Annotated in this window: 14 protein-coding genes; 12 read left to right on the top strand and 2 right to left on the bottom strand. The window is 72.5% G+C overall.

Annotation, left to right across the window (positions count from 1 at the left end; genetic code table 11):
* The first annotated feature begins 51 nt into the window (after positions 1 to 51).
* The 5 genes from ACRYRX_RS21010 (at position 52) to ACRYRX_RS20990 (ending at position 6,598) form a co-directional block, all read left to right on the top strand.
* Complete coding sequence (locus ACRYRX_RS21010) at positions 52 to 999, top strand: enoyl-CoA hydratase/isomerase family protein (protein ID WP_432515088.1); 948 nt, start codon at positions 52 to 54, stop codon at positions 997 to 999.
* Entirely contained in the window at positions 996 to 2,555 is a 1,560-nt protein-coding gene (locus tag ACRYRX_RS21005) for a patatin-like phospholipase family protein (protein WP_432515087.1), read from the top strand. Before ACRYRX_RS21010 ends, ACRYRX_RS21005 begins: the two co-directional genes overlap by 4 nt.
* 687 nt (positions 2,556 to 3,242) lie before the next feature.
* Entirely contained in the window at positions 3,243 to 5,030 is a 1,788-nt protein-coding gene (locus ACRYRX_RS21000) for an FAD-binding protein (RefSeq protein WP_432515086.1), read from the top strand.
* Between the two features lie 49 nt (positions 5,031 to 5,079).
* On the top strand, positions 5,080 to 5,898 hold the full coding sequence (locus ACRYRX_RS20995; RefSeq protein ID WP_432515085.1) for a hypothetical protein: 819 nt from the start codon (positions 5,080 to 5,082) through the stop codon (positions 5,896 to 5,898).
* Positions 5,899 to 6,070: 172 nt separating this feature from the next.
* Positions 6,071 to 6,598 (top strand): hypothetical protein, encoded by a 528-nt coding sequence (locus ACRYRX_RS20990; protein WP_432515084.1) that lies wholly within the window; start codon positions 6,071 to 6,073, stop codon positions 6,596 to 6,598.
* 617 nt (positions 6,599 to 7,215) lie between these two features.
* On the opposite strand, the gene ACRYRX_RS20985 is transcribed toward ACRYRX_RS20990, so the two are convergent.
* Entirely contained in the window at positions 7,216 to 8,592 is a 1,377-nt protein-coding gene (locus ACRYRX_RS20985) for an MFS transporter (RefSeq protein ID WP_432515083.1), read from the bottom strand.
* Positions 8,593 to 8,747: 155 nt separating this feature from the next.
* Between ACRYRX_RS20985 and ACRYRX_RS20980 the strand changes: the two genes are divergently transcribed.
* On the top strand, positions 8,748 to 10,679 hold the full coding sequence (locus tag ACRYRX_RS20980; RefSeq protein ID WP_432515082.1) for a helix-turn-helix domain-containing protein: 1,932 nt from the start codon (positions 8,748 to 8,750) through the stop codon (positions 10,677 to 10,679).
* A gap of 3 nt (positions 10,680 to 10,682) precedes the next feature.
* Here the strand turns inward: ACRYRX_RS20980 and solA are convergent, their stop codons facing one another.
* Positions 10,683 to 11,825 (bottom strand): N-methyl-L-tryptophan oxidase, encoded by a 1,143-nt coding sequence (solA, locus tag ACRYRX_RS20975; RefSeq protein WP_432515081.1) that lies wholly within the window; start codon positions 11,823 to 11,825, stop codon positions 10,683 to 10,685.
* A gap of 107 nt (positions 11,826 to 11,932) precedes the next feature.
* Here solA and ACRYRX_RS20970 point away from each other — a divergent pair, with 107 nt between their 5' ends.
* The 6 genes from ACRYRX_RS20970 to ACRYRX_RS20945 all read left to right on the top strand — a co-directional run bounded on the left by ACRYRX_RS20970 (position 11,933) and on the right by ACRYRX_RS20945 (position 18,309).
* The gene (locus ACRYRX_RS20970; protein WP_432515080.1) at positions 11,933 to 13,291 is read left to right on the top strand and encodes a hydroxymethylglutaryl-CoA reductase, degradative; all 1,359 of its coding nucleotides are present in this window, start codon (positions 11,933 to 11,935) and stop codon (positions 13,289 to 13,291) included.
* Entirely contained in the window at positions 13,288 to 14,280 is a 993-nt protein-coding gene (locus tag ACRYRX_RS20965) for a hydroxymethylglutaryl-CoA lyase (RefSeq protein ID WP_432515079.1), read from the top strand. The genes ACRYRX_RS20970 and ACRYRX_RS20965 overlap by 4 nt, the downstream gene beginning before the upstream one ends.
* 5 nt (positions 14,281 to 14,285) lie before the next feature.
* On the top strand, positions 14,286 to 15,530 hold the full coding sequence (locus tag ACRYRX_RS20960; RefSeq protein WP_432515078.1) for a CaiB/BaiF CoA transferase family protein: 1,245 nt from the start codon (positions 14,286 to 14,288) through the stop codon (positions 15,528 to 15,530).
* On the top strand, positions 15,527 to 16,372 hold the full coding sequence (locus ACRYRX_RS20955) for an FAS1-like dehydratase domain-containing protein (protein WP_432515077.1): 846 nt from the start codon (positions 15,527 to 15,529) through the stop codon (positions 16,370 to 16,372). Before ACRYRX_RS20960 ends, ACRYRX_RS20955 begins: the two co-directional genes overlap by 4 nt.
* A gap of 126 nt (positions 16,373 to 16,498) precedes the next feature.
* Positions 16,499 to 17,533, top strand: a complete 1,035-nt coding sequence (locus tag ACRYRX_RS20950) for a beta-propeller fold lactonase family protein (RefSeq protein WP_432515076.1) — start codon at positions 16,499 to 16,501, stop codon at positions 17,531 to 17,533.
* On the top strand, positions 17,530 to 18,309 hold the full coding sequence (locus tag ACRYRX_RS20945; protein WP_432515075.1) for a phosphotransferase enzyme family protein: 780 nt from the start codon (positions 17,530 to 17,532) through the stop codon (positions 18,307 to 18,309). Before ACRYRX_RS20950 ends, ACRYRX_RS20945 begins: the two co-directional genes overlap by 4 nt.
* Positions 18,310 to 18,429: the final 120 nt, after the last annotated feature.

Here is an 18,429-nt window from a genome sequence, read left to right as displayed (position 1 = left end):
GCTAGGGTTTGTGAACTCAGCTTCGTCCTGTCAGAGCACCAGGAGGCCGCCGTGGCCTACCGCACCCTGCGCCTGGAACACCATGATCGGGTCCTTCTCGTCCGACTGGACAATCCGCCGCGGAACCTGCTGAACACGAGCGTCATCGATGAGCTCACCCACCTCGTGCGCGCGGTCGAGGCAGACGACGCGGTCCGCGTCGTCGTGATCACCGGAGAACCGCACGAGGTGTTCACCGCGCACTTCGACGTCGAGGAGATCCAGGACCTCTCTCGACGGCTGCCGTTCTTCGTCCCACCTCACCTGGCCACCTTCGTCTGGACGGTCCTGGCCGGCGCTGACCGCGTACCCGCAGTCGATGCGCTGATCCGCCGGAGCCCTGCCGCAGGAGCCAGCGCTCTGCTGCGCATGCACCGGTTGTTCACCGCCATGGGCCGTTCGGCGACGGTGTTCGTCGCCGCCCTCAACGGCACGGCCCTGGGGGGCGGACTGGAACTGGCTCTGGCCTGCGACCTGCGGGTGATGGCTGCATCTGAGACCACGCACATCGGCTTGCCCGAAGGCCTGATCGGGATCCTGCCCGGAGGCGGAGGAACCCAGCGGCTCACCCGCTTGGTGGGGCCGGGCCGGGCTCTGCACCTGATGCTCGACGGCAGCCCCCTGAGCGCGCAGCAAGCCCTCGACCTCGGGGTCGTGCACGCTGTCGCTGCGCCTGAGCAGTTGATCGCCACGGCGCTCGCCATCGCACAGCGCATGTCCCGCCGCTCACCCTGGACGGTGCAGATGCTCAAACGCAGCGTCTACGGCGGGATCGGCCGCCCTCTGCGCACCGGACTCCTGCTGGAGAACGTCGGACTGGTGGTGACCACCACCTCGCGGCAAGGCCGGGTGGGCATGCGAGCCCTGCTCGAGCGCTTCCCCTCACAGCGTCCCACTCCGATCCGGGACGTGCTGGAGGCTCTCTCCGGTTCGGCTACGAGCGACCTGGGGGGGCGGTGAGCGGCGGGGCGCCCGGGCGGCCGCGCCGGTCGCTGGTGCTGGCCGGTGGCGGGACCAAGGTGGCCTTCCAGGCCGGAGTCCTGCAGGTGTGGCTGGATGAGGCCGGGCTGGACTTCGACCACGCCGACGGAGCCAGTGGAGGTGTCTTCAACCTGGCGATGTGGGCCCAGGGCATGACCGGACACCAGATCGCGGAGAACTGGCGGCACTACCGCCCCCTGAGCGCGGTGCAGCCCAACGTGCGCGGCCTGGCCTGGCTACCGGGGGCTCCCTCGCTGTTCAGGCTGGACCGCTTGCGCAGCAACACGCTGCGGGAGTGGGGTCTGGACTGGTCCGCCATCCGCGCCACGCCGCGCGAGGCCACCTTCAACCTGTACGACTTCACGCGCCTGGAAGCGGTCGTGTCGGTGGCAGCGGACATGGACGAGGATCGTCTGGTCTCCGCGGTGTCCCTACCCGGCTGGTTCCCGCCGGTGGACATCGACGGGCACACCTACATCGACGCCGTCTACGCCACTGACGCCAACCTGGAAGAGGGGATCCGCCGCGGCGCTGACGAGCTGTGGGTGATCTGGACCGTGAGCGCTCGCGGGACGTGGCGCAACGGTCCCGTGTCCCAGTACTTCCAGGTCATCGAGGCAGCAGCCACCAGTCAACTGAGATCGGTGCTGCGCAGGATCGAGGTGAACAACGACGCCGTCGAGCGGTCCGGGCAGGGGGCGGGGGAGTTCGGCCGGACCGTGCGGGTGCGATTGCTGCAGGCCGAAGTGCCGGCTCACTACCTGTTCAACTTCCGACGGGATCGGATCGCGATGGCCGTGGAACTCGGTGTGCAGACCGCGCGACGCTGGTGCGCTGCCGAGAAGATCGCCTTGAGCCCACCAGCTCCGGGGCCGTCCGCGGCGAGGAGCAGCGGTTTGAGCTTCACCGAGGTCATGGCCGGCCCCCTGGGAGTGGGAGAGCAGGACCCCGTGGTTGGGGCCCGAGTGGGCGATGGGACGGGGGACCGCATCACGTTCCGCCTCACCATCATCATCGATGACCTCGACGCCTTCGTCCGTGATCCCCGTCACGAGGCGACGGCGAGCGGTTGGGTCGAGTGCTTCGGTGGTCGGTTCGACGTTCAACGTGGGTGGTTCAACCTCTTCGTCGACCAGGACGACCCGGCCCGCAAGCGCATGCTGTACCGACTGTGCTTCAACGACTTCGACGGCCAACCGCTGACCTTGCTAGGACACAAGGTCGTCACCGACGACGCCGGCCTGGACAGCTGGCCCGACACCACTACCCTCTACGCCCGCGTGCTGCGCGGGCACGCCGACTGGAACGACCCGGCTCCCGTGGCGGCGGCCGTCATCGCCGCAGGCGTCCTGCGCATCACCCCCCGCGCCCTGGCCCGGCAGCTGACGACCTTCCGCGGTCACGGTGGTACGGCCTGGTCGCGCGCCAACGCTCTCGCCCGCTTCGCCCGGCTCTTCACCGGGCAGTTGTGGGACGTCTACGTCAGCCCCAGCGCGCCGCCGCTCCGCTTGCGGGAGCAGTCCAGTCCGCCGTAGGGCCGATCAGGTGCCGAGGCGGTTGTTGGTCGAGCCGTTCAGGGCAGGTTCGGCGGACGGGGGGACGCCTTCGCCCGCCGCGGTACAGGGACGTTGGCCCATCGGTCGAGGACCGGACCCGGTCGCACTAGCCCTGGCCGTCGCCGTCATCGACCGGATAAGAGCAACGGATTGCCGAGTTGCCCACCGTTGCACGCCGATGACCAGGAAGGTCTTCCTGTGAACGGGCTCTGAGGAGTAGGTTACGCATCGTCGTCAGCGCAGTGGTTGATCGATCCGCCAGGGGATGCGCGCGACGGTCGTGGTCTGGTGGGGCATCAGGTGCAGCCGATCCTCGGCGAGTCACCTTCGTACCGTTACCGAGTGCAGTGTCGTCCTTCTCCTGACCCGGAGGTTGCCGTGTCGAACGCCGCGCTGCTGCGCTCGGTGGGGGGACTGGTCGACACCGGGTTGCACGGGACCGTCCCGGTTGTGGTTGCCGCTGTGGCGGATCGGGCCACACCCGCGGTGCTCGACGCGCCAGCTGCGGGCGGCGCCTTCCCGGGATTGAGGCGTTCACGGCGCAACTCCCGAGACGTGGGCCGTGGCAGGAGGTGTTGACGTGACGGCGACTGGCGGTGAAGTGGCACTGCTGCCGTGCGTGGCGGTGGTGCGCTCGGTCTCACAAGAGCTGAGGGGAGTCGCGTCATGACCGACTACACACCTGATCGAGGATTCGAGTACCGCGACGTCGCGTGGTCGAACTGGACGAAAGTCGTTCGAGGTCAGGTGCAACGCTATTCCACGCCTCGAACCGTCGATGAGGTTGTCGCGATCGTCCGTGCTGCGTCAGCGGAACACCTCGAGGTTCGAGCGGTGGGCAACGGCTGGTCACAAGCACCGATTGCCTACACCCCGGGATGGATGGTCGATCTCCGGCTGATGAAAGACCGTCCGCGGACCCTCTTCGCGCATCCGACGGACGACGAGGCCGGGCCCTACGCTCACCGGACGGATCAACTCCTGCACGTGGAGAGCGGCGTCGAGATCGCGCACCTGACCGATGAGTTGTCTCGGCTCGGCCTCGGCTTGCCGGCCCTGGGCGGGGCTAACGGACAGACGCTGGCCGGCGCCATCTCCACCGGGGTGCACGGGGGCGATCCCTCCACACCGCCCATCCATGATTTCGTGGTCGCCGTCCACCTGGTCACGGCAGGGGGCCGGGAGTTGTGGGTCGAAGGCAGCACCGACCCGGTGACCGACGACGATCGTCTCGCGTTGGCGCTGGGGCGCCCCGACGTCGAAATCGTTCGTCAGGACGACGTACTGCGCGCCGTGCAGGTGGCCGTCGGCCGGTTCGGGATCATCTGCTCCTGCGTCGTGCGAGTCGTCCCCGAGTTCTGGGTCAGTGAGGTCACCGTGGAGTGGCCTCGGGCCGTGGTGTGGAGCGCCCTGCGCCAGGGACAGAGCAGTGGTGACCTTCACGGACCGCTGCTGAGCCAGTTGCCGGCGCCACCGTCGGTGTTGAAGGCACTCGACGACGGAGGACCGCAGGGACTGGAGGTCGTGCTCGACACGCAGAACCGGGAGATGTGTTACGTACGACGGCGCTGGCTGACCCATTCGCGCAAACCGATCCGGATGGACTACCAGCCTGACGAGGTGTGCCGGCGAGGCGTGAAGCACCTCTTCGACGAAGTCCGACGCCACGAGCACCTCACCGACCTCGTGCAGATCATCGAGCCGTTGCGCACGTTGCGGGAGGAGTTCGACGCGGATCCGTCCCTCGGCGTCGGGGATCTGCTCGCCCGGGGGATCGACCTGCTGTACGAGATGGGCCTCCACGGTGTGCTGCCCGCCATCACCAGAACACAGTTTCAGCAGCGCTACGCCGACTCCCTCGCCGGCCGTCGCGGCCCTTACCCGCTGGTGGCGACGGGGCATCGAGCAGCGAACCAGCAGAACTGCTACCGCGGTGAATCGGTGGAGCCCGTCTTCGACGCTGCGAATCCCGGCTTCATGGACTTCCTCGATGCCGTGCTGATCGAAATGGGCCGCACGAATCCACCGCATCGGCAAGTGGGGTACATCTCCTTGCGGTGGTCCGGCAGATCCTCCGCGCCGCTGTCCATGCACCACGTCGAGTCCAGCACGGCTGTCGCCGTCGAGATATCCAGTCTGGGAGGCCTGTCGCGCAACGCGCAGTGGCTGGCACTGTTGGAGGACCTCGCCGTCCAGCACGGTGGCCGGATGCACTGGGGTCAGGCGCACGCGCTGCCGCAATCAACCACCGACGCCGTTTACGGTGCGGACGTCCGCCAATGGCGGTCGATGCTGCACGCCGTGAGCGGTGACGACCAGATCTTCAGCAATGCTGTGACCCGTCGATGCGGTCTCGAACCTGTCGCAGGTGGTCGCGCTCCGATCTCGGGGACAAGAACCGGTGATGTACTACAACACCTTCACGGCCAGATCGAAGCGCTGCTCGTTCGGTGACGCGGCGTTCCGACGGTCGCAGGAGCGACGAACGAGAGGGAGGAAGGCAGTGACGAGCACGTACGACTGCCGCGTCGTGTCTGCGGTGGGCGCTCACGACCAGCAGAGCTCGGTGGTCCTGACGGAGACGAACGGCGCATTCTCAGAGCGTTTGGTGCACCTGGCTCCCACTGCCTCCCGGGAACAGTTGGCCATCGCGCTCACCGCCATCACGACCTCACGTGGGGTGCGGGTCGTGTTGGATGAAGCTGATCCCGGCGGAACCGTAGCGCTGGAGGTGTCGCTGGGTGCTGCCATTCCACCGGTGCGGTCCTCGTGGATACCGCCGGGCGGTCCCCCCTCGCCCGGTGTGGACCGCGTGGTGGCCTGGCCTGAGGGACTCCCGGCCAAGGTCGTGGTGAGCTCGATGTTCTCGGTGGCGTGGCAGTTGCGGAACGAGGGAAATGCCCTGTGGTCAGGTGGGACCGCCCGGATCGAGGCGAAGACGCCGGGTTGGCAGGGCGTTTCCGAGTCGGAATGGCCGCTCACGCGGCCCGAAGACCTTCGACACCTGACGATCGCGTTGACATCCCCGTCGACGTCGAGCGACCAACCCCTCGAACTGCAGCTGACCTTGCCGGACGGTAGGACACACCTGCTGGGTCCGTACCCCATCAGCGTCGCCTCGACCGCGGATTGCGCCGACCTGCAGGCGCGCATCACCGTACTCGACGACAGGATCGCCGCGACGCAACGGGACTTGGACAAGCTGGATGCTCATGGAGCTGGTGGTGCCGAGCGTCAGCCCTTGGAAGAAGACCTCAACGCCTCCGAAGCCGAACGAGCCCAACTGCAGGAGCTTCAGGTCGCGTTGGGCTGCTTCCCCTGACGATCCACCCCGACTGAAGGGCCCCGGGCGTCCGCTGCGGCGATGCGCAGCAGTCCGCTGCTGGTGAGGGGAAACCGAGAGGTCGACTCTGTCAGTACCTCGATCGGCGCGGAGCAGGACTCGCTGTACACGCGCTTCAGGCTACTGAGTTCCTCTTGCTGGAGGCTTGCCCGTGACGGATCAGAGAACGCGTGTCGCAGTTTCTTCCATACTGGGCGCCGCACTGATCACCGAACTCGTCGACCCGGGTCGCATCAGTGCCGCAGCGGTGGGTTTGCTTGCTGCCGCGCTGCTACCGTGGGCGGCAAGCTTCCTGCACAGCGCCGAACTGCCTGGTGGCTGGCGGTTCACGTTGCGGCAGGTGGTCACCCGGCAGGAGGACCAAGCGGGGCAGTTGGAGGTCATGACCTTTCTCATCACCCACTTCATCGACCCCTACGAGCGCGAGCATCTGCGCAAGCTGAACGATGCAGTGCCCTTTCCGTTCGACGACGGTGAGACGCGAACCGTCTTCGAGGCTGAGTTGCGCCGTCTGCTCGGCGCTGGCCTGATTGAACGTCTACCTGGTAAAGGGATTCGCACGATGGGACCGACTGGCGACTTGCGCGAAACGTTTCGAATCACCTCCGAAGGTCGTCGATACCTGAATCTGCTCGACGACCTCGGTAGCCCTCGGCCCGGTGATCCGGGTAGCGGATGACGAGATCATCCGGCAGGCGGATGGCACGATGGCCGTGCGCAAGCTCCTGGGCATGGCGATCCAGGTCGACGAGGTCTTCGACGACTGGTTCCTCCCGAGAAGTGCACCGGCGAATGTTCTGCAACGTGTGGCAGTGGGCGGGGCAGCACCGCACGGTGGAGTCGAGCATCGGGATCGACCCGGCACGAGTCTCCGTCCAGACACTTTCCCTGCTCGACGACGCGCGCGCCTGGTTCACCTACGGTTCCTCCCCGCTCGTCGAGTCCCTGGTGCGCACCTCTCACGGGATCGCCCGGATCCATCCCCCTCCGAAACGGGAACGGCCGCCTGTCCCGCCTCTACCTAGGCTTGCTGGCGCCCGCCACGGACCGAGACTTCAGCCTCACGTGGGGTTCACACCTCGGGTCGCCCTTCGAGCAGGACGAGTAGACGTACATCGACGCGCTCCAGCGCGCTGACCGTGGGGATGTTCGGGCTTTCGTTCACTACGCGAAAGCCCCTGAGTGAGACGTGACAGTAGCTTCCGGGTGAGTGGCTGCACCGCTGTGCCGCAACTGTCGTTCCTCAACTCGGCCGTTCGCTCCGCGGATCAGGTCGCGGCACGCGAGGGCTGACCGTCACGACCGGACCCCGCCGGCCTCCCGCTCGACGACCCGGACGTCGCGGTCCAGCGTCTCGGGCAGCGCGCGGATGCCGACGACCCCGACGACGCTGAGGACGACGAGGTAGCCCGCCACCAGCCACGGCGCGCCCCCGGACACCGACACGAACCACGTCGCGACCAGTGGGGCGGTCCCGCCGACCAGCGCCGCCGGGATCTCCCGCGAGATCGCGATCCCGCTCCAGCGCAGCGACGTCGGGAACAGCTCGGCCAGCATCGCGGCCGACACCCCGATCGTCCCGCCCTGCACGACGGCCAGCCCCAGGACCAGGCCCACCGCCACCAGGAAGGAGTCCTCGGTGCGGTAGAGGGCGAACATGGGGAAGGCGAAGACCACGCCGAACAGGGCCGAGGCCGTCAGCACGGGTTTGCGGCCGACCCGGTCGGCGATCCGGCCGGCCACCAGCGTCGCGGGGATCGTCAGCACCTCGGCGACGATCAGACCGATCAGCGCGTGCGACGGTTCCACCGTCAGCGTCTTCGTCGTGTACGACACCGAGAACGTCTGCACGACGTACACCCAGGGCAGGGCGAAGACGAACAGCGCCATCCCCGGCAGCAGGACCCGCCAGTGCGACCGGACGGCCTCCACGACCGGCGCGCGCTGCACGACCCCGGCGCCCTCGGCGGCCCGGAACGCGGGCGTCTCCTGCACCCGCAGCCGGAAGTACAGCGCCCACACCACGATGAGCGCGCTCGCCACGAACGGCACGCGCCAGCCCCACGACAGGAACGCCTCCTCGCTCAGGACCGCCGTCAGGACCGCGAACGTCGTGGTCGCCAGCGCCATCCCGACGTAGACCGCCGCCCCGGGGAACCCGGCCGTGAAGGCGCGGTTGCGGCCGTGCGCGGACTCGCTGGCCATCGTCATGGCCCCGGCGAACTCCGCCCCGGCCCCCGCGCCCTGCGCGATGCGCAGCACGATCAGCAGGACCGGCGCCCACAGGCCGATGCTGTCGGCCGTGGGCAGCAGCCCGATGAGGGTGCTGGACAGCCCCATCGTCAGCAACGTCACCAGCAGGGTCCCCTTGCGGCCCAGCCGGTCCCCGGCGTGGGCGAACAGCAGGCCGCCGATCGGCCGGGCCCCGAAACCCACGGCGAACGTCGCGAACGCGCCCAGCGTGCCGGCCAGCCCGCTGTCCCCGAAGAACGAGGGCGCGAACACCAGCGCCGCCGCGAGGCCGTAGAGCGTGAAGTCGTACCACTCGATGACGGTGCCGACCGAACTGCCGACGACGGCCCGGCGCCGCTGCTCGGGCGACCCCGGGTCGACCCCGGCCAGACCGGCCGGATCGCCGGTCGACCGTTCTCCCGGTCCGTCCTGGAACTCCATCGGTGACTCCTTCGACGTCCTCGTCGTGCGCGGTGCTCCCCAGTGAACCCGGCCGGCCGCCCCCGGGCCCATGGGCGCTCGTCACACCCGACGGCCGTCCTGGTAGGTTCCCCACCCATCCGACGATCGTTCCAGCGCAGGGGCGGAGGGCCGTGGTGAGTGTCCGCGATCAGGACCCGGAGCAGCGCACCGCGGCCCGGGTCGAACGGCTGCTGACCGACGTCGTCACCCTCGTCCTGGACAGCGCCGAGGTCACCGTGCTGCCCGTCCAGAACTCCCTGGAAGCGCTGGGCGTCGACCCCGCCCGGGCCCTCGACCTGGCCCGCAGCGTCCACCACGTGCGCCACGAGCACGCCCGGCTGCGCCGCCGCGAGCTCGAGCTCACCGCCCTGTTCTCCAGCGCCCGCGAGCTCGCCGAGGTCCGCGACGCCGACGCCCTGCTCGTCCGGCTCGTCGAACGCGCCCACACCATGATGGGCGCCGACCTCACCTACCTGTCCGAGTTCGACCCCCGCACCGAGGAGCTGCAGGTCCGCACCACCGCCGGGGCCGTCAGCCCCGAGTTCCGCAGGCTGCGCGTCCCCCCGGGGACGGGACTGGCCGGCGTCGTGGTGCGCACCCGCGCCCCCCAGAGCGTCCTGCGCTACGAGGAGTACGCCGGGGGCGCCCACGACCCCGCCGTCGACACCGCCGTGCGGGCCGAGGGGATCGTCTCCATCCTCGGGGTGCCCCTGGTGTCCGGCCGCGACGTGCTCGGCGTGCTGTTCGTCGCCACCCGCGCCGAGCACGCCTTCGGCCCCGAGCAGGTCGCGCTGCTGAGCGCGCTGGCCAGCCACGCCGCCGTCGTCCTCCAGACCGCCCGGACGCTGCAGGACCTCGCCGCGTCCGAGGACGAGGCCCGCGGCGCGCTGGAGAGCCTGCGCGGCCACCTCGCCGAACGGGAACGCTCCAGCGCCGTGCACCGCGACCTCGTGCAGACCGTCCTCGCCGGTGGCGGCCTCGAACCCGTCGCGGCGACCCTGGCCGCCGAACTGCGCTGCGGCGTGTGGATCGTCGACGAGCACGGGACCGTGGTCGCCGGGACACCGGGCGGCCCGCCCGGTCCGGCCGCCCGGACCGCCCTCGCCGACAGCCGCCGCTCCGGCCGGTGCCTGCGCGTCGAGGGCGACCCGTCGGTCCAGGCCGTGTCCGCGCTCGCCGCCGGGGCCCGGGACTTCGGCGCCGTCCTCCTGGGCCCGGGCGACCTCGAACTCTCCGACGTCGACCTGCGCACCATCGAACGCGCCACCCAGGTCTGCGCCCTCCTCGCCCTGCAGCAGCAGGCCGTCGCCGACGCCGAGCGCCGCATCGCCGACGAGCTCGTCGCCGAACTGCTCGCGGCCGAACCCGAACGGCGCCCCGACGTCGAGCGCCGCGCCCGCCGCTCCGGCATCCCCGTCGACGACCTCGGCGCCGTCGTCGTCCTGTCCGTGCCCGGGGACGCGCGGGCCGCGGCGGCGCGCGCGGTCACCCGCACCGTCACCGGGCCCGTCCTGGTGGGGGAGCACCTCGGCGTGGTCGTCGCGCTGCTGCCGGCCGCGGCGGCCGACCCGGCCCTGGTGCGGACGCTGCACGAACGGGTCCGCGCGGCGGTCGGCGGCCCCGTCCTCGCGGTGCTGCCCCCGGCCTCGGCCGACCTCGCCGCCGCGTTCGACGACGGGCGGCGCACCGCGCGGCTGCTCACCGCGCTGGGGGTGGAGGACCTGGCCACGACGTCGGGGGAGTACCTGCCCTACGCCTCGGTGCTGGACGTCGAACCCCGTGCGCTGCAGACGTTCCTGACGTCCACGCTCGGGGCCGTCCGCGCCCACGACGCCGAGCGGGGCACCGACCTGCTCGCCACGCTGCGCGCCTTCGTCCGCTGCGGGGCCAGCCCCACCCGCACGGCCCGCGAGCTGAACTTCCACACCAACACGATCCTGCAGCGGCTGGCGCGGCTCGACGTCGTCCTGGGGCCGGGCTGGCGGGAGGACGAGCGGTTCTTCCGGCTGACGATCGCCGTGCGCCTGGACGAGCTGCGCGAACGCCTCACCGCCCGGCCCACCTGACCCTCAGCCGACGGGAGCGGGGACCGCGAGGCCGAACGCCGAGACGTCCTCGGCCGTCCCGCCGTCCAGGGCGAGGTCGGCCAGGACCCGGCCGATGGCGGGGGTGAACTTGAACGCGTGACCGGCGCCGAGGGCGACGAGCACGTCCGGGTGCCCGGGCAGCGGGCTCAGCACGAAACGGCGGTCGGGCGTCAGCGCGTACTGGCAGGTCACGGTCCGCACGTCCGGGCCGGCGCCGGGCACCACCCGGCCCACGAAACCGCGCAGCTCCTCCAGCAGCTCCGGGGAGTGGACGAACGTCCGGGTCTCGGGGGTCGTGAGGTTCTCCGAGACGTCCCGCGCCGCCTTGACCGTCGGTTCGCCGTACGCGGGGAACCCGTAGAAGCAGTGCTCGTCCTCCCAGATCCACACCGGGAACCGCGCGCGCTCGAACGCGGCCGGATCGGCCGGGGCGAAGTACGTGACCTGCTCCTGCATGCACACCAGCGGGACGGCCGCCCCCAGCGGTTCGAGCAGCCGGTTCGTCCAGGCGTCGGTGGCCAGCACCACCTTCCGGGCGCGCAGCACGCCGTCGTCGGTGCGCACCACGACGCCCCCGCCGTCGGGCTCGACCGCCCGCACCGGGGTGCGGTCGCGCAGCGTCGCCCCGTGCACCCGCGCGTGCAGCTGCAACGTCGCCACCGTCCGGGCGGCGTGCGCGATGCCGGTGTCGGCCGTCCACACCGCGCGGACGTCGTCCCCGACCCGGAACTGCGGGAACCGGTGGTGGACCTGGTCGGCGCCGAGCAGTTCGAAGGGCACGTCGAACCGCCCCAGGCTGGTCGCGAAGGCGTCGATGGAGTACGGCCCGGCGTCGGGGATGAACACCAGGCCGCCGGTGCGGGTGAGCAGGCGCTCGCCGGTCTCGCGCTCCAGGTCGGCCCAGTCGGCGTACGCCGACTTCGCCAGCCGGACGTACTCGCCCGCGCCGTAGGAGGTCCGGACGATGCGGGAGGTGTCGTGCGAGGCCCCCCGCACGTGGCCGAGCTCGAACTGCTCCAGCGCCACGACGCGGGCGCCGCGCCGGGCCAGGTGGTAGGTGGCGGCGCTGCCGAGAGCGCCCAGGCCGACGACCACCACGTCGACGTCCTCGGTGGGGTGGGTCACGGGACCTCCTGGACTGGTCGGGTCCGCCGGTTCGGCCGGAGGTGACCAGGACAGCAGAACGGCGCCCGCCCGCCTGTGGGCCCGGGGCACACGGACGCACCGCACCGGTGGAGCGATCACCCACAGCGGGCGGGCGGGGCGCGTCCTTACCGTGGGCGTCCAGCCACTCGGGAACAGGAGCCCAGACGATGACCAGTCGCATCCCCGGACTGCGGGACCTCCCACCGCGGGAGCGGCGGGCGACCGTCGCCCGGGCCGCCGGCCTCGCCGACGGGGCCCTGGAGGTCCTCGAACCCTCGGCGGGGCTGCCGGTCGAGACGGCCGACCACATGGTCGAGAACGTCGTCGGGGTGCTCGGCGTCCCCGTCGGGGTCGCCACGAACCTCGTCGTCGACGGCGTCGACCGGCTCGTCCCGATGGCCACCGAGGAACCCAGCGTGGTCGCCGCCGCCTCGAACGCGGCGCGGATGGCCCGCGGGACGGGGGGTTTCCGGACCTCCACGACCGGGCCGGTGATGATCGCGCAGATCCAGCTCGTCGGGGCGGTCGACCCCGAGGCCGCCCGGGCCCGCCTGCTGGAGGCGAAGGAGGAACTCCTCGCCGCCGCCGACGCCTGCGACCCGGTGCTCGTCCGGTTCGGCGGCGGCGCCCGCGACGTGCAGGTGCGCTGCCTGCCGACGTCCGCCGGGGTGCAGGTCGTCGTCCACCTGCTGGTCGACGTGCGCGACGCGATGGGCGCGAACGCGGTGAACACGATGGCCGAGGCCCTCGCCCCGCGGGTGGGGGAGATCGCCGGTGCCCGGCCCCTGCTGCGCATCCTGTCGAACAAGGCCGACCAGCGGCTGACCCGGGCCCGCGGCGTGTTCGACGCCGGGCTCCTCGGCGGCCCGCAGGTCGTCGACGACATCGTCCGGGCCGCCGCGTTCGCCGCCGCCGACCCCTACCGGGCCGCGACCCACAACAAGGGCATCATGAACGGCATCACCGCCGTCGTCCTCGCCACCGGGAACGACACCCGCGCCGTGGAGGCCGGCTGCCACTCCCACGCCGCCCGCGACGGCCGGTACACGGCGCTGTCGCGGTTCGAGGTGGACGCCGACGGGAACCTGGTGGGGACCCTGGAGGTCCCGCTGGCCGTCGGGCTCGTCGGCGGGGCCACCCGCGCGCACCCCGTGGCCCGGGCGGCCGTGGAACTCCTCGGCGTGAAGACTTCCGGGGAACTCGCCGCGGTCGTCGCCTCCGTGGGGCTGGCGCAGAACCTCGCCGCCCTGCGGGCCCTGGCGGCCGAGGGGATCCAGCGCGGGCACATGACGCTGCACGCCCGGACGGTCGCCGCCTCGGCCGGGGCGACGCCCACCGAGGTGGGGGCCGTCGCGGCCCGCATCGTCGCCGAGCGCGCGATCTCGGCCGAGCGGGCCGGTCAGGTCCTGTCCGAACTGCGCGGCGAGCTCCGGGGCACCGCGTGAGCGGCGCGCTGTGGCGGCCCGTGCCGCAGGTCGTGCGCGACGAGCGGCTGCCGGCCGCCGTGCGCATCCACGAGGTGGGACCGCGCGACGGGTTGCAGGCCGAACCCGACCTCGTGCCCACCGGCGTGAAGGTCGAGCTGTGCCGCCGCCTCGTCGCGGCCGGGAACTCCTCGCTGGAGGTGACGAGCTTCGTCCCGCCGCGCTGGGTGCCGCAACTGGCCGACGCCGCCGAGGTGCTGGCCGCGCTGGGGGAGACCCCCGGGACCCGCCGCACGGTGCTCGTGCCGAACGCCCGCGGCCTCGAGGCGGCGCTGGCGGCGGGCGTCCCCGACGTCGCCGTCGTGGTCTCGGCGACCGGAGGTTTCGCGGCGGCGAACCTGAACAACACCGTCGAGGGCGCGCTGGAGCGCGCGGTCGACGTCGTCCACCGCGCCCGGCGGGCGGGGGTGACGGTGCGCGGTTACGTGTCGATGGCCTTCGGCGACCCCTGGGAGGGACCCGTCGGGGGGCGCCGCGTCACCGAGCTCGCCGGGGCGCTGCTGGACGCCGGCTGCCGCGTGGTGGCGCTGGGGGACACCATCGGCGTCGCCACCCCCGCGCACGTCGTGGCCCGGGTCGAGGAGCTGCGCGCGACCGGCGTCGACCCCGACCGCATCGCCCTGCACCTGCACGACACCTACGGGCAGGGCCTGGCGAACGTGCACGCGGCCCTGCTGGCCGGCGTCACCGAGTTCGACACCTCCCTGGGTGGTCTGGGCCGCTGCCCCTACGCCCCCGGCGCGACGGGGAACCTCGCCACCGAGGACCTGGTGTGGATGCTGCACGGGCTGGGGATCGGGACCGGCCTGGACCTCGACGAGCTCGTGCGCGCCTCGGCGTGGGTGGCCGCGCACCTGGGCCGCCGGTTGCCCACCCGGGTCGGGAACGCCCTCGCCCCCCACCTCGAGCCCACCCCGATGACGGACCCCTCACGACGAGCAGGAGGCTGACCCCCATGACCTCTCCGGACCTCTCCGCCCTCACCGGTCTCCTCCCGGCCGGGGCCCTGCAGGGGGTCGTCGTGCTCGACCTCTCCCGCGTCCTGGCCGGTCCCTACGCCTCGGCGACCCTGGCCGACCTCGGCGCGACCGTGGTGAAGATCGAGAACCCGGCCGACCCCGACGTCACGCGGGGTTTCCCGCCCTACCTGCGCGACGGCGACGCCGAGCTCAGCGGGTACTTCGCGCAGTACAACCGCGGCAAGCTGGGCATGACGCTGGACCTGAAGAGCGAGGAGGGCAAGCAGGTCCTGCGCGAGCTCGTCGGGCGCGCGGACGTGCTGGTGGAGAACTTCCGCCCCGGGACCATGGAGAAGCTGGGGCTCGGGTACGAGAGCCTGGCCGCCGTCAACCCGCGGCTCGTCTACACGGCCATCTCCGGGTACGGCCAGACCGGTTCGCGCTCGCGCCGCCCCGCCTTCGACAACACCGCGCAGGCCGCCGGCGGCCTGTGGTCGATGAACGGGTACCCCGACGCCGAACCCGTGCGGGTCGGCGTCACCATCGGGGACCTGTCGGCCACGCTGTTCGCCGTCGTCGGGACCCTCGCCGCGCTGCGGCACGCCGAACGGACCGGGGAGGGTCAGCTCGTCGACGTGGCGCAGGTCGACAGCGTCATCGCCCTCACCGAGACCGCCGTCGTGGAGTACACCGTGACGGGGAAGGTGGCCCGGCCCGCGGGGAACGCGCACGCCTGGGTCCGCCCCTACGAGCTGTTCCCCTGCAAGGACGGCCAGGTGTTCTTCGGCGCCTACACCGACAAGTTGTGGAACGCCAGCTGCGAGCTGTTCGGCAGCCCCGAGGCCGTCGCCGACCCCGAGATCGACACCATGCGCAAGCGGTTCGACGCCGAGGTCTACGAGCGCCGCGTCAAACCCCTCGTCGTGAGCTGGTTCGCCGACCGCACGCGGGCCGAGCTGGAGGACCTCGCCGGGGACCTCATCCCCCTGACCGCGGTCCGCGACATCGGGGAGGTCGTCGAGGACCCCGGCACCGCCGAGCGCGAGATGGTCGTCGAGACCGGGTACGGCGGGTTCGGGACCCTGCGCACCTTCGGGCAGCCCGTGAAGCTGAGCCGCACCCCCGCGCGCCCGGACCGCCCCGCCAACGGCCTGGGGGAGCACACCGAGCAGGTCCTCACCGGACTGCTCGGGTACACCGCCGAACGGGTCGCGCAGCTGCGCGAGCGGGGTGTGCTGTGAACGTGCGCACCGAGGTGCTGCGGGTGCAGCCCGCGGTCGACTACCGGGGCACGTTCGCGGTCGAGGACCCGCTGCCCCGCGAGGGCGCCGAACTCCCGGCCGGCTGGGAGGGGCTGTACTTCCCGTTCGACGTGCCGCTGGCTGGGCTGCGGCCGGACGGTTCCCCCGAGGGCGACGACGTGCTCCCGCCCGTCGAGCTGCCGCGGCGGATGTACGCGGGGGAGGACACCACGTTCCACCGGCCGCTGCGCTACGGCGAGGCGGTGGAGCGGACGACCACCCTGGGGTCGCTGGTGACCAAGGAGGGCCGCAGCGGGGAACTGGTGTTCGCCGACCTCGTGCGCGTCCTGCGCGTCGCGGGGGAGACGGTCCTGGAGACGACCTGGCACGACGTGTTCCTCGAGGGATCGGGATCGGGATCGGGATCGGGGTCCGGGTCGGGTCCGGGCCGCCGCGAGCCCGCCGTCACGGGCCCGGGCTGGTGGCGCCGGCCCGCGGTCCTCGACGCCCGGCAGCTGTTCCGGTTCTCCGCCACCACGTTCAACACCCACCGCGTGCACTACGACCGCACCTGGGCGCGCGAGGTGGAGGGCCTGCCCGACCTGCTCGTGCACGGCCCCCTCGCGCGGATCCTCGTCCTGGACGCGGCCCGCCGGGAGAACCCCGGGCGCGCCGTCGCGGGGTTCTCCTACCGCTCCTCGGCGCCGCTGTTCGTGGACCGCGAGTTCGTCCTCACCGGGCACGGGACCACCGGCCCCGACGGGGAGCCGGGCACCGAGGTGCTCGTGCTGGACGAGGAGGGGGTGGCCGCCGGGCGGGGGGTGGTGCGCTGGGCGTCCTGAACGGGCACCCCCGCCCCACCCCCACGGCGATCAAGGACATCCCCACGGCGATCAAGGACAGCCGGGCCGTCGGTCCCCCACGGCCGTCACGCGGATCCCGGCCGAACGGGTGGCGGGTGCGGCACGATGGCCGTCGTGACCCCCGCCTCCACCGGCCCGTCCCTGCTCGCCGTCGGTTCCTACACCTCCGCCACCGGCGGGCGCGGTGCCGGTGTGACGCTCCTGCCGCGCGATCCGCGCACGGGCCGCCCGGGCCGGCCCGCGGCGGTCGCCGACTGCCCCTCGCCCTCGTTCCTGACCGCCGGGCCCGGCGGCCTCGTGCACGCCGCCCACGAGCTCGACGAGGGTCTCGTCTCCACCCGCCGCGTCGACGGCGACCGCTGGGAACTGCTGGGGGAGGCGCCCAGCGGCGGGGCGTCCCCGTGCCACCTCGAGGTGGTGGGGGACCTGCTGCTCGCGGCGAACTACGGCGGCGGTGTCGGGGTCCTCGACCTGCGCGACGGGGTGGTGTCCGGTCTGCGCACCACGCTGCGGGGCAGCGGTTCCGGGCCGGACCCCGAGCGCCAGGAGGCCTCCCACCCGCACTCGGTGCGACGGCTCGGGGACCGCGTCGCGGTGTGCGACCTCGGCACCGACGAGATCCGGGTGCACGAGCTGCGCGACGGCGGCGGGGACGTCGACGCCGAACCCGCGCAGGTGCTGCGGCTGGCGCCCGGCACCGGGCCTCGGCACGCCGCCCACCGCGACGGTCGGCTGCACGTCGCGGGGGAGCTCGACGCCACCGTGACGTCCCTGACCGTCCGCGGGGGGCGGCTGGGCGACCCCGTGGTGGCGCCCGCCGTGGCCGGCCCCCCGGCCGCCCCGGCGCCGGTGCGCACGTACCCGTCGGAGATCGCCGTCGCGCCGTGGGGCCTGGTCGTCGCCAACCGCGGCGCCGACGTCCTCACGCTGCACGAGGTCGTCGACGGGGTGGCCCGTCCGCTGCGCGACGTGCCGATCGGGGCCGCGAACCCGCGGCACGTCGCCGTCGTGGGCCACCACCTGTACGTCGCGGCGCAGGACTCCGACCGGCTCGTCCACCTCGCCCTCGACGACGACCTCGCGGTGGCCGACCGGTCCGAGGTCGAGATCGGGTCCCCGACCTGCGTGCTGCCGCTGTGAACGGCGAGGACGGGGAACCGCTCACCGGGGGCGGCGTCAACGAGGTCGTGCGGGTCGGGGCGACGGTGCGGCGCCCGACCGGCCCGCACAGCGCCCGCGTCCACGACCTGCTGCGCCGGCTGGAGGGTTTCGCGGGGGTGCCGCGGTTCCTCGGCGTCGACGGCGACCGGGAGGTCCTGGACTTCCTGCCGGGGGAGGTGTCGAACTACCCCGTGACCGACGCCGCCGCCTCGGAGCCGGCGCTGGTCGGCGCGGCGGAACTGCTGCGCCGCTACCACGACGCGACCGCGCCGTTCGCGGCCGACCTGCCGCGCGAGGGGTGGATGTTCCCCGTGCAGGAACCCGTGGAGGTCGTCTGCCACGGCGACTTCGCCCCGCACAACTGCGTGCTGGACGGTGAGCGCGTCGTCGGCGTCATCGACTTCGACACCGCCCGCCCCGGTCCCCGGCTGACCGACCTCGCCGGCGCGGCCTACCGGTGGGTGCCGCTGTCGGACCCGCGCAACCCCGGCGTCCGCCCCGGGACGGGGGAGCAGGCCGACCGGCTGGCGCGGTTCTGCGCGGCGTACGGGGCCGGGCCCGGCGACCGGGCCGGGCTGCTGGACGCGGTGCTCGACCACCTGGCCGGGCTGGTGCGGTTCATGCACGCCCGGGCCGCGGAGGGCAGCGCGGCGTTCGCCGCGCACGTCGCCGACGGCCACGACCGCCTCTACCTCGCCGACGCGGGGTACGTGCGGCGGCACCGGGCGGTGTTCGCGGCCGCGCTGGGCACCTGACCCCTCCCCCCTCCCCGGGGGGGGGGGGGGGGGGGGCGGGCCCCGCCGGCCGCCCCTCAGCCGCCACGCGCGCCGGGGGCGCGGTTGGGGTGGTGGGTGGGGGGGGGGGGGGGGGGGGGG

It is taken from the genome of Kineococcus lubricus, from assembly GCF_050871965.1.
Taxonomy (GTDB): domain Bacteria; phylum Actinomycetota; class Actinomycetes; order Actinomycetales; family Kineococcaceae; genus Kineococcus.
This window is presented reverse-complemented; position numbering and strand designations above follow the sequence as displayed.

Excerpts from the sequence above, each read along its gene's own strand:
- ACRYRX_RS21000 (WP_432515086.1), top strand. The coding sequence starts at position 3,243 with ATGACCGACTACACACCTGATCGAGGATTCGAGTACCGCGACGTCGCG.
- ACRYRX_RS20985 (WP_432515083.1), bottom strand. The coding sequence starts at position 8,592 with ATGGAGTTCCAGGACGGACCGGGAGAACGGTCGACCGGCGATCCGGCC.
- ACRYRX_RS20960 (WP_432515078.1), top strand. The coding sequence starts at position 14,286 with ATGACCTCTCCGGACCTCTCCGCCCTCACCGGTCTCCTCCCGGCCGGG.
- ACRYRX_RS20950 (WP_432515076.1), top strand. The coding sequence starts at position 16,499 with ATGGCCGTCGTGACCCCCGCCTCCACCGGCCCGTCCCTGCTCGCCGTC.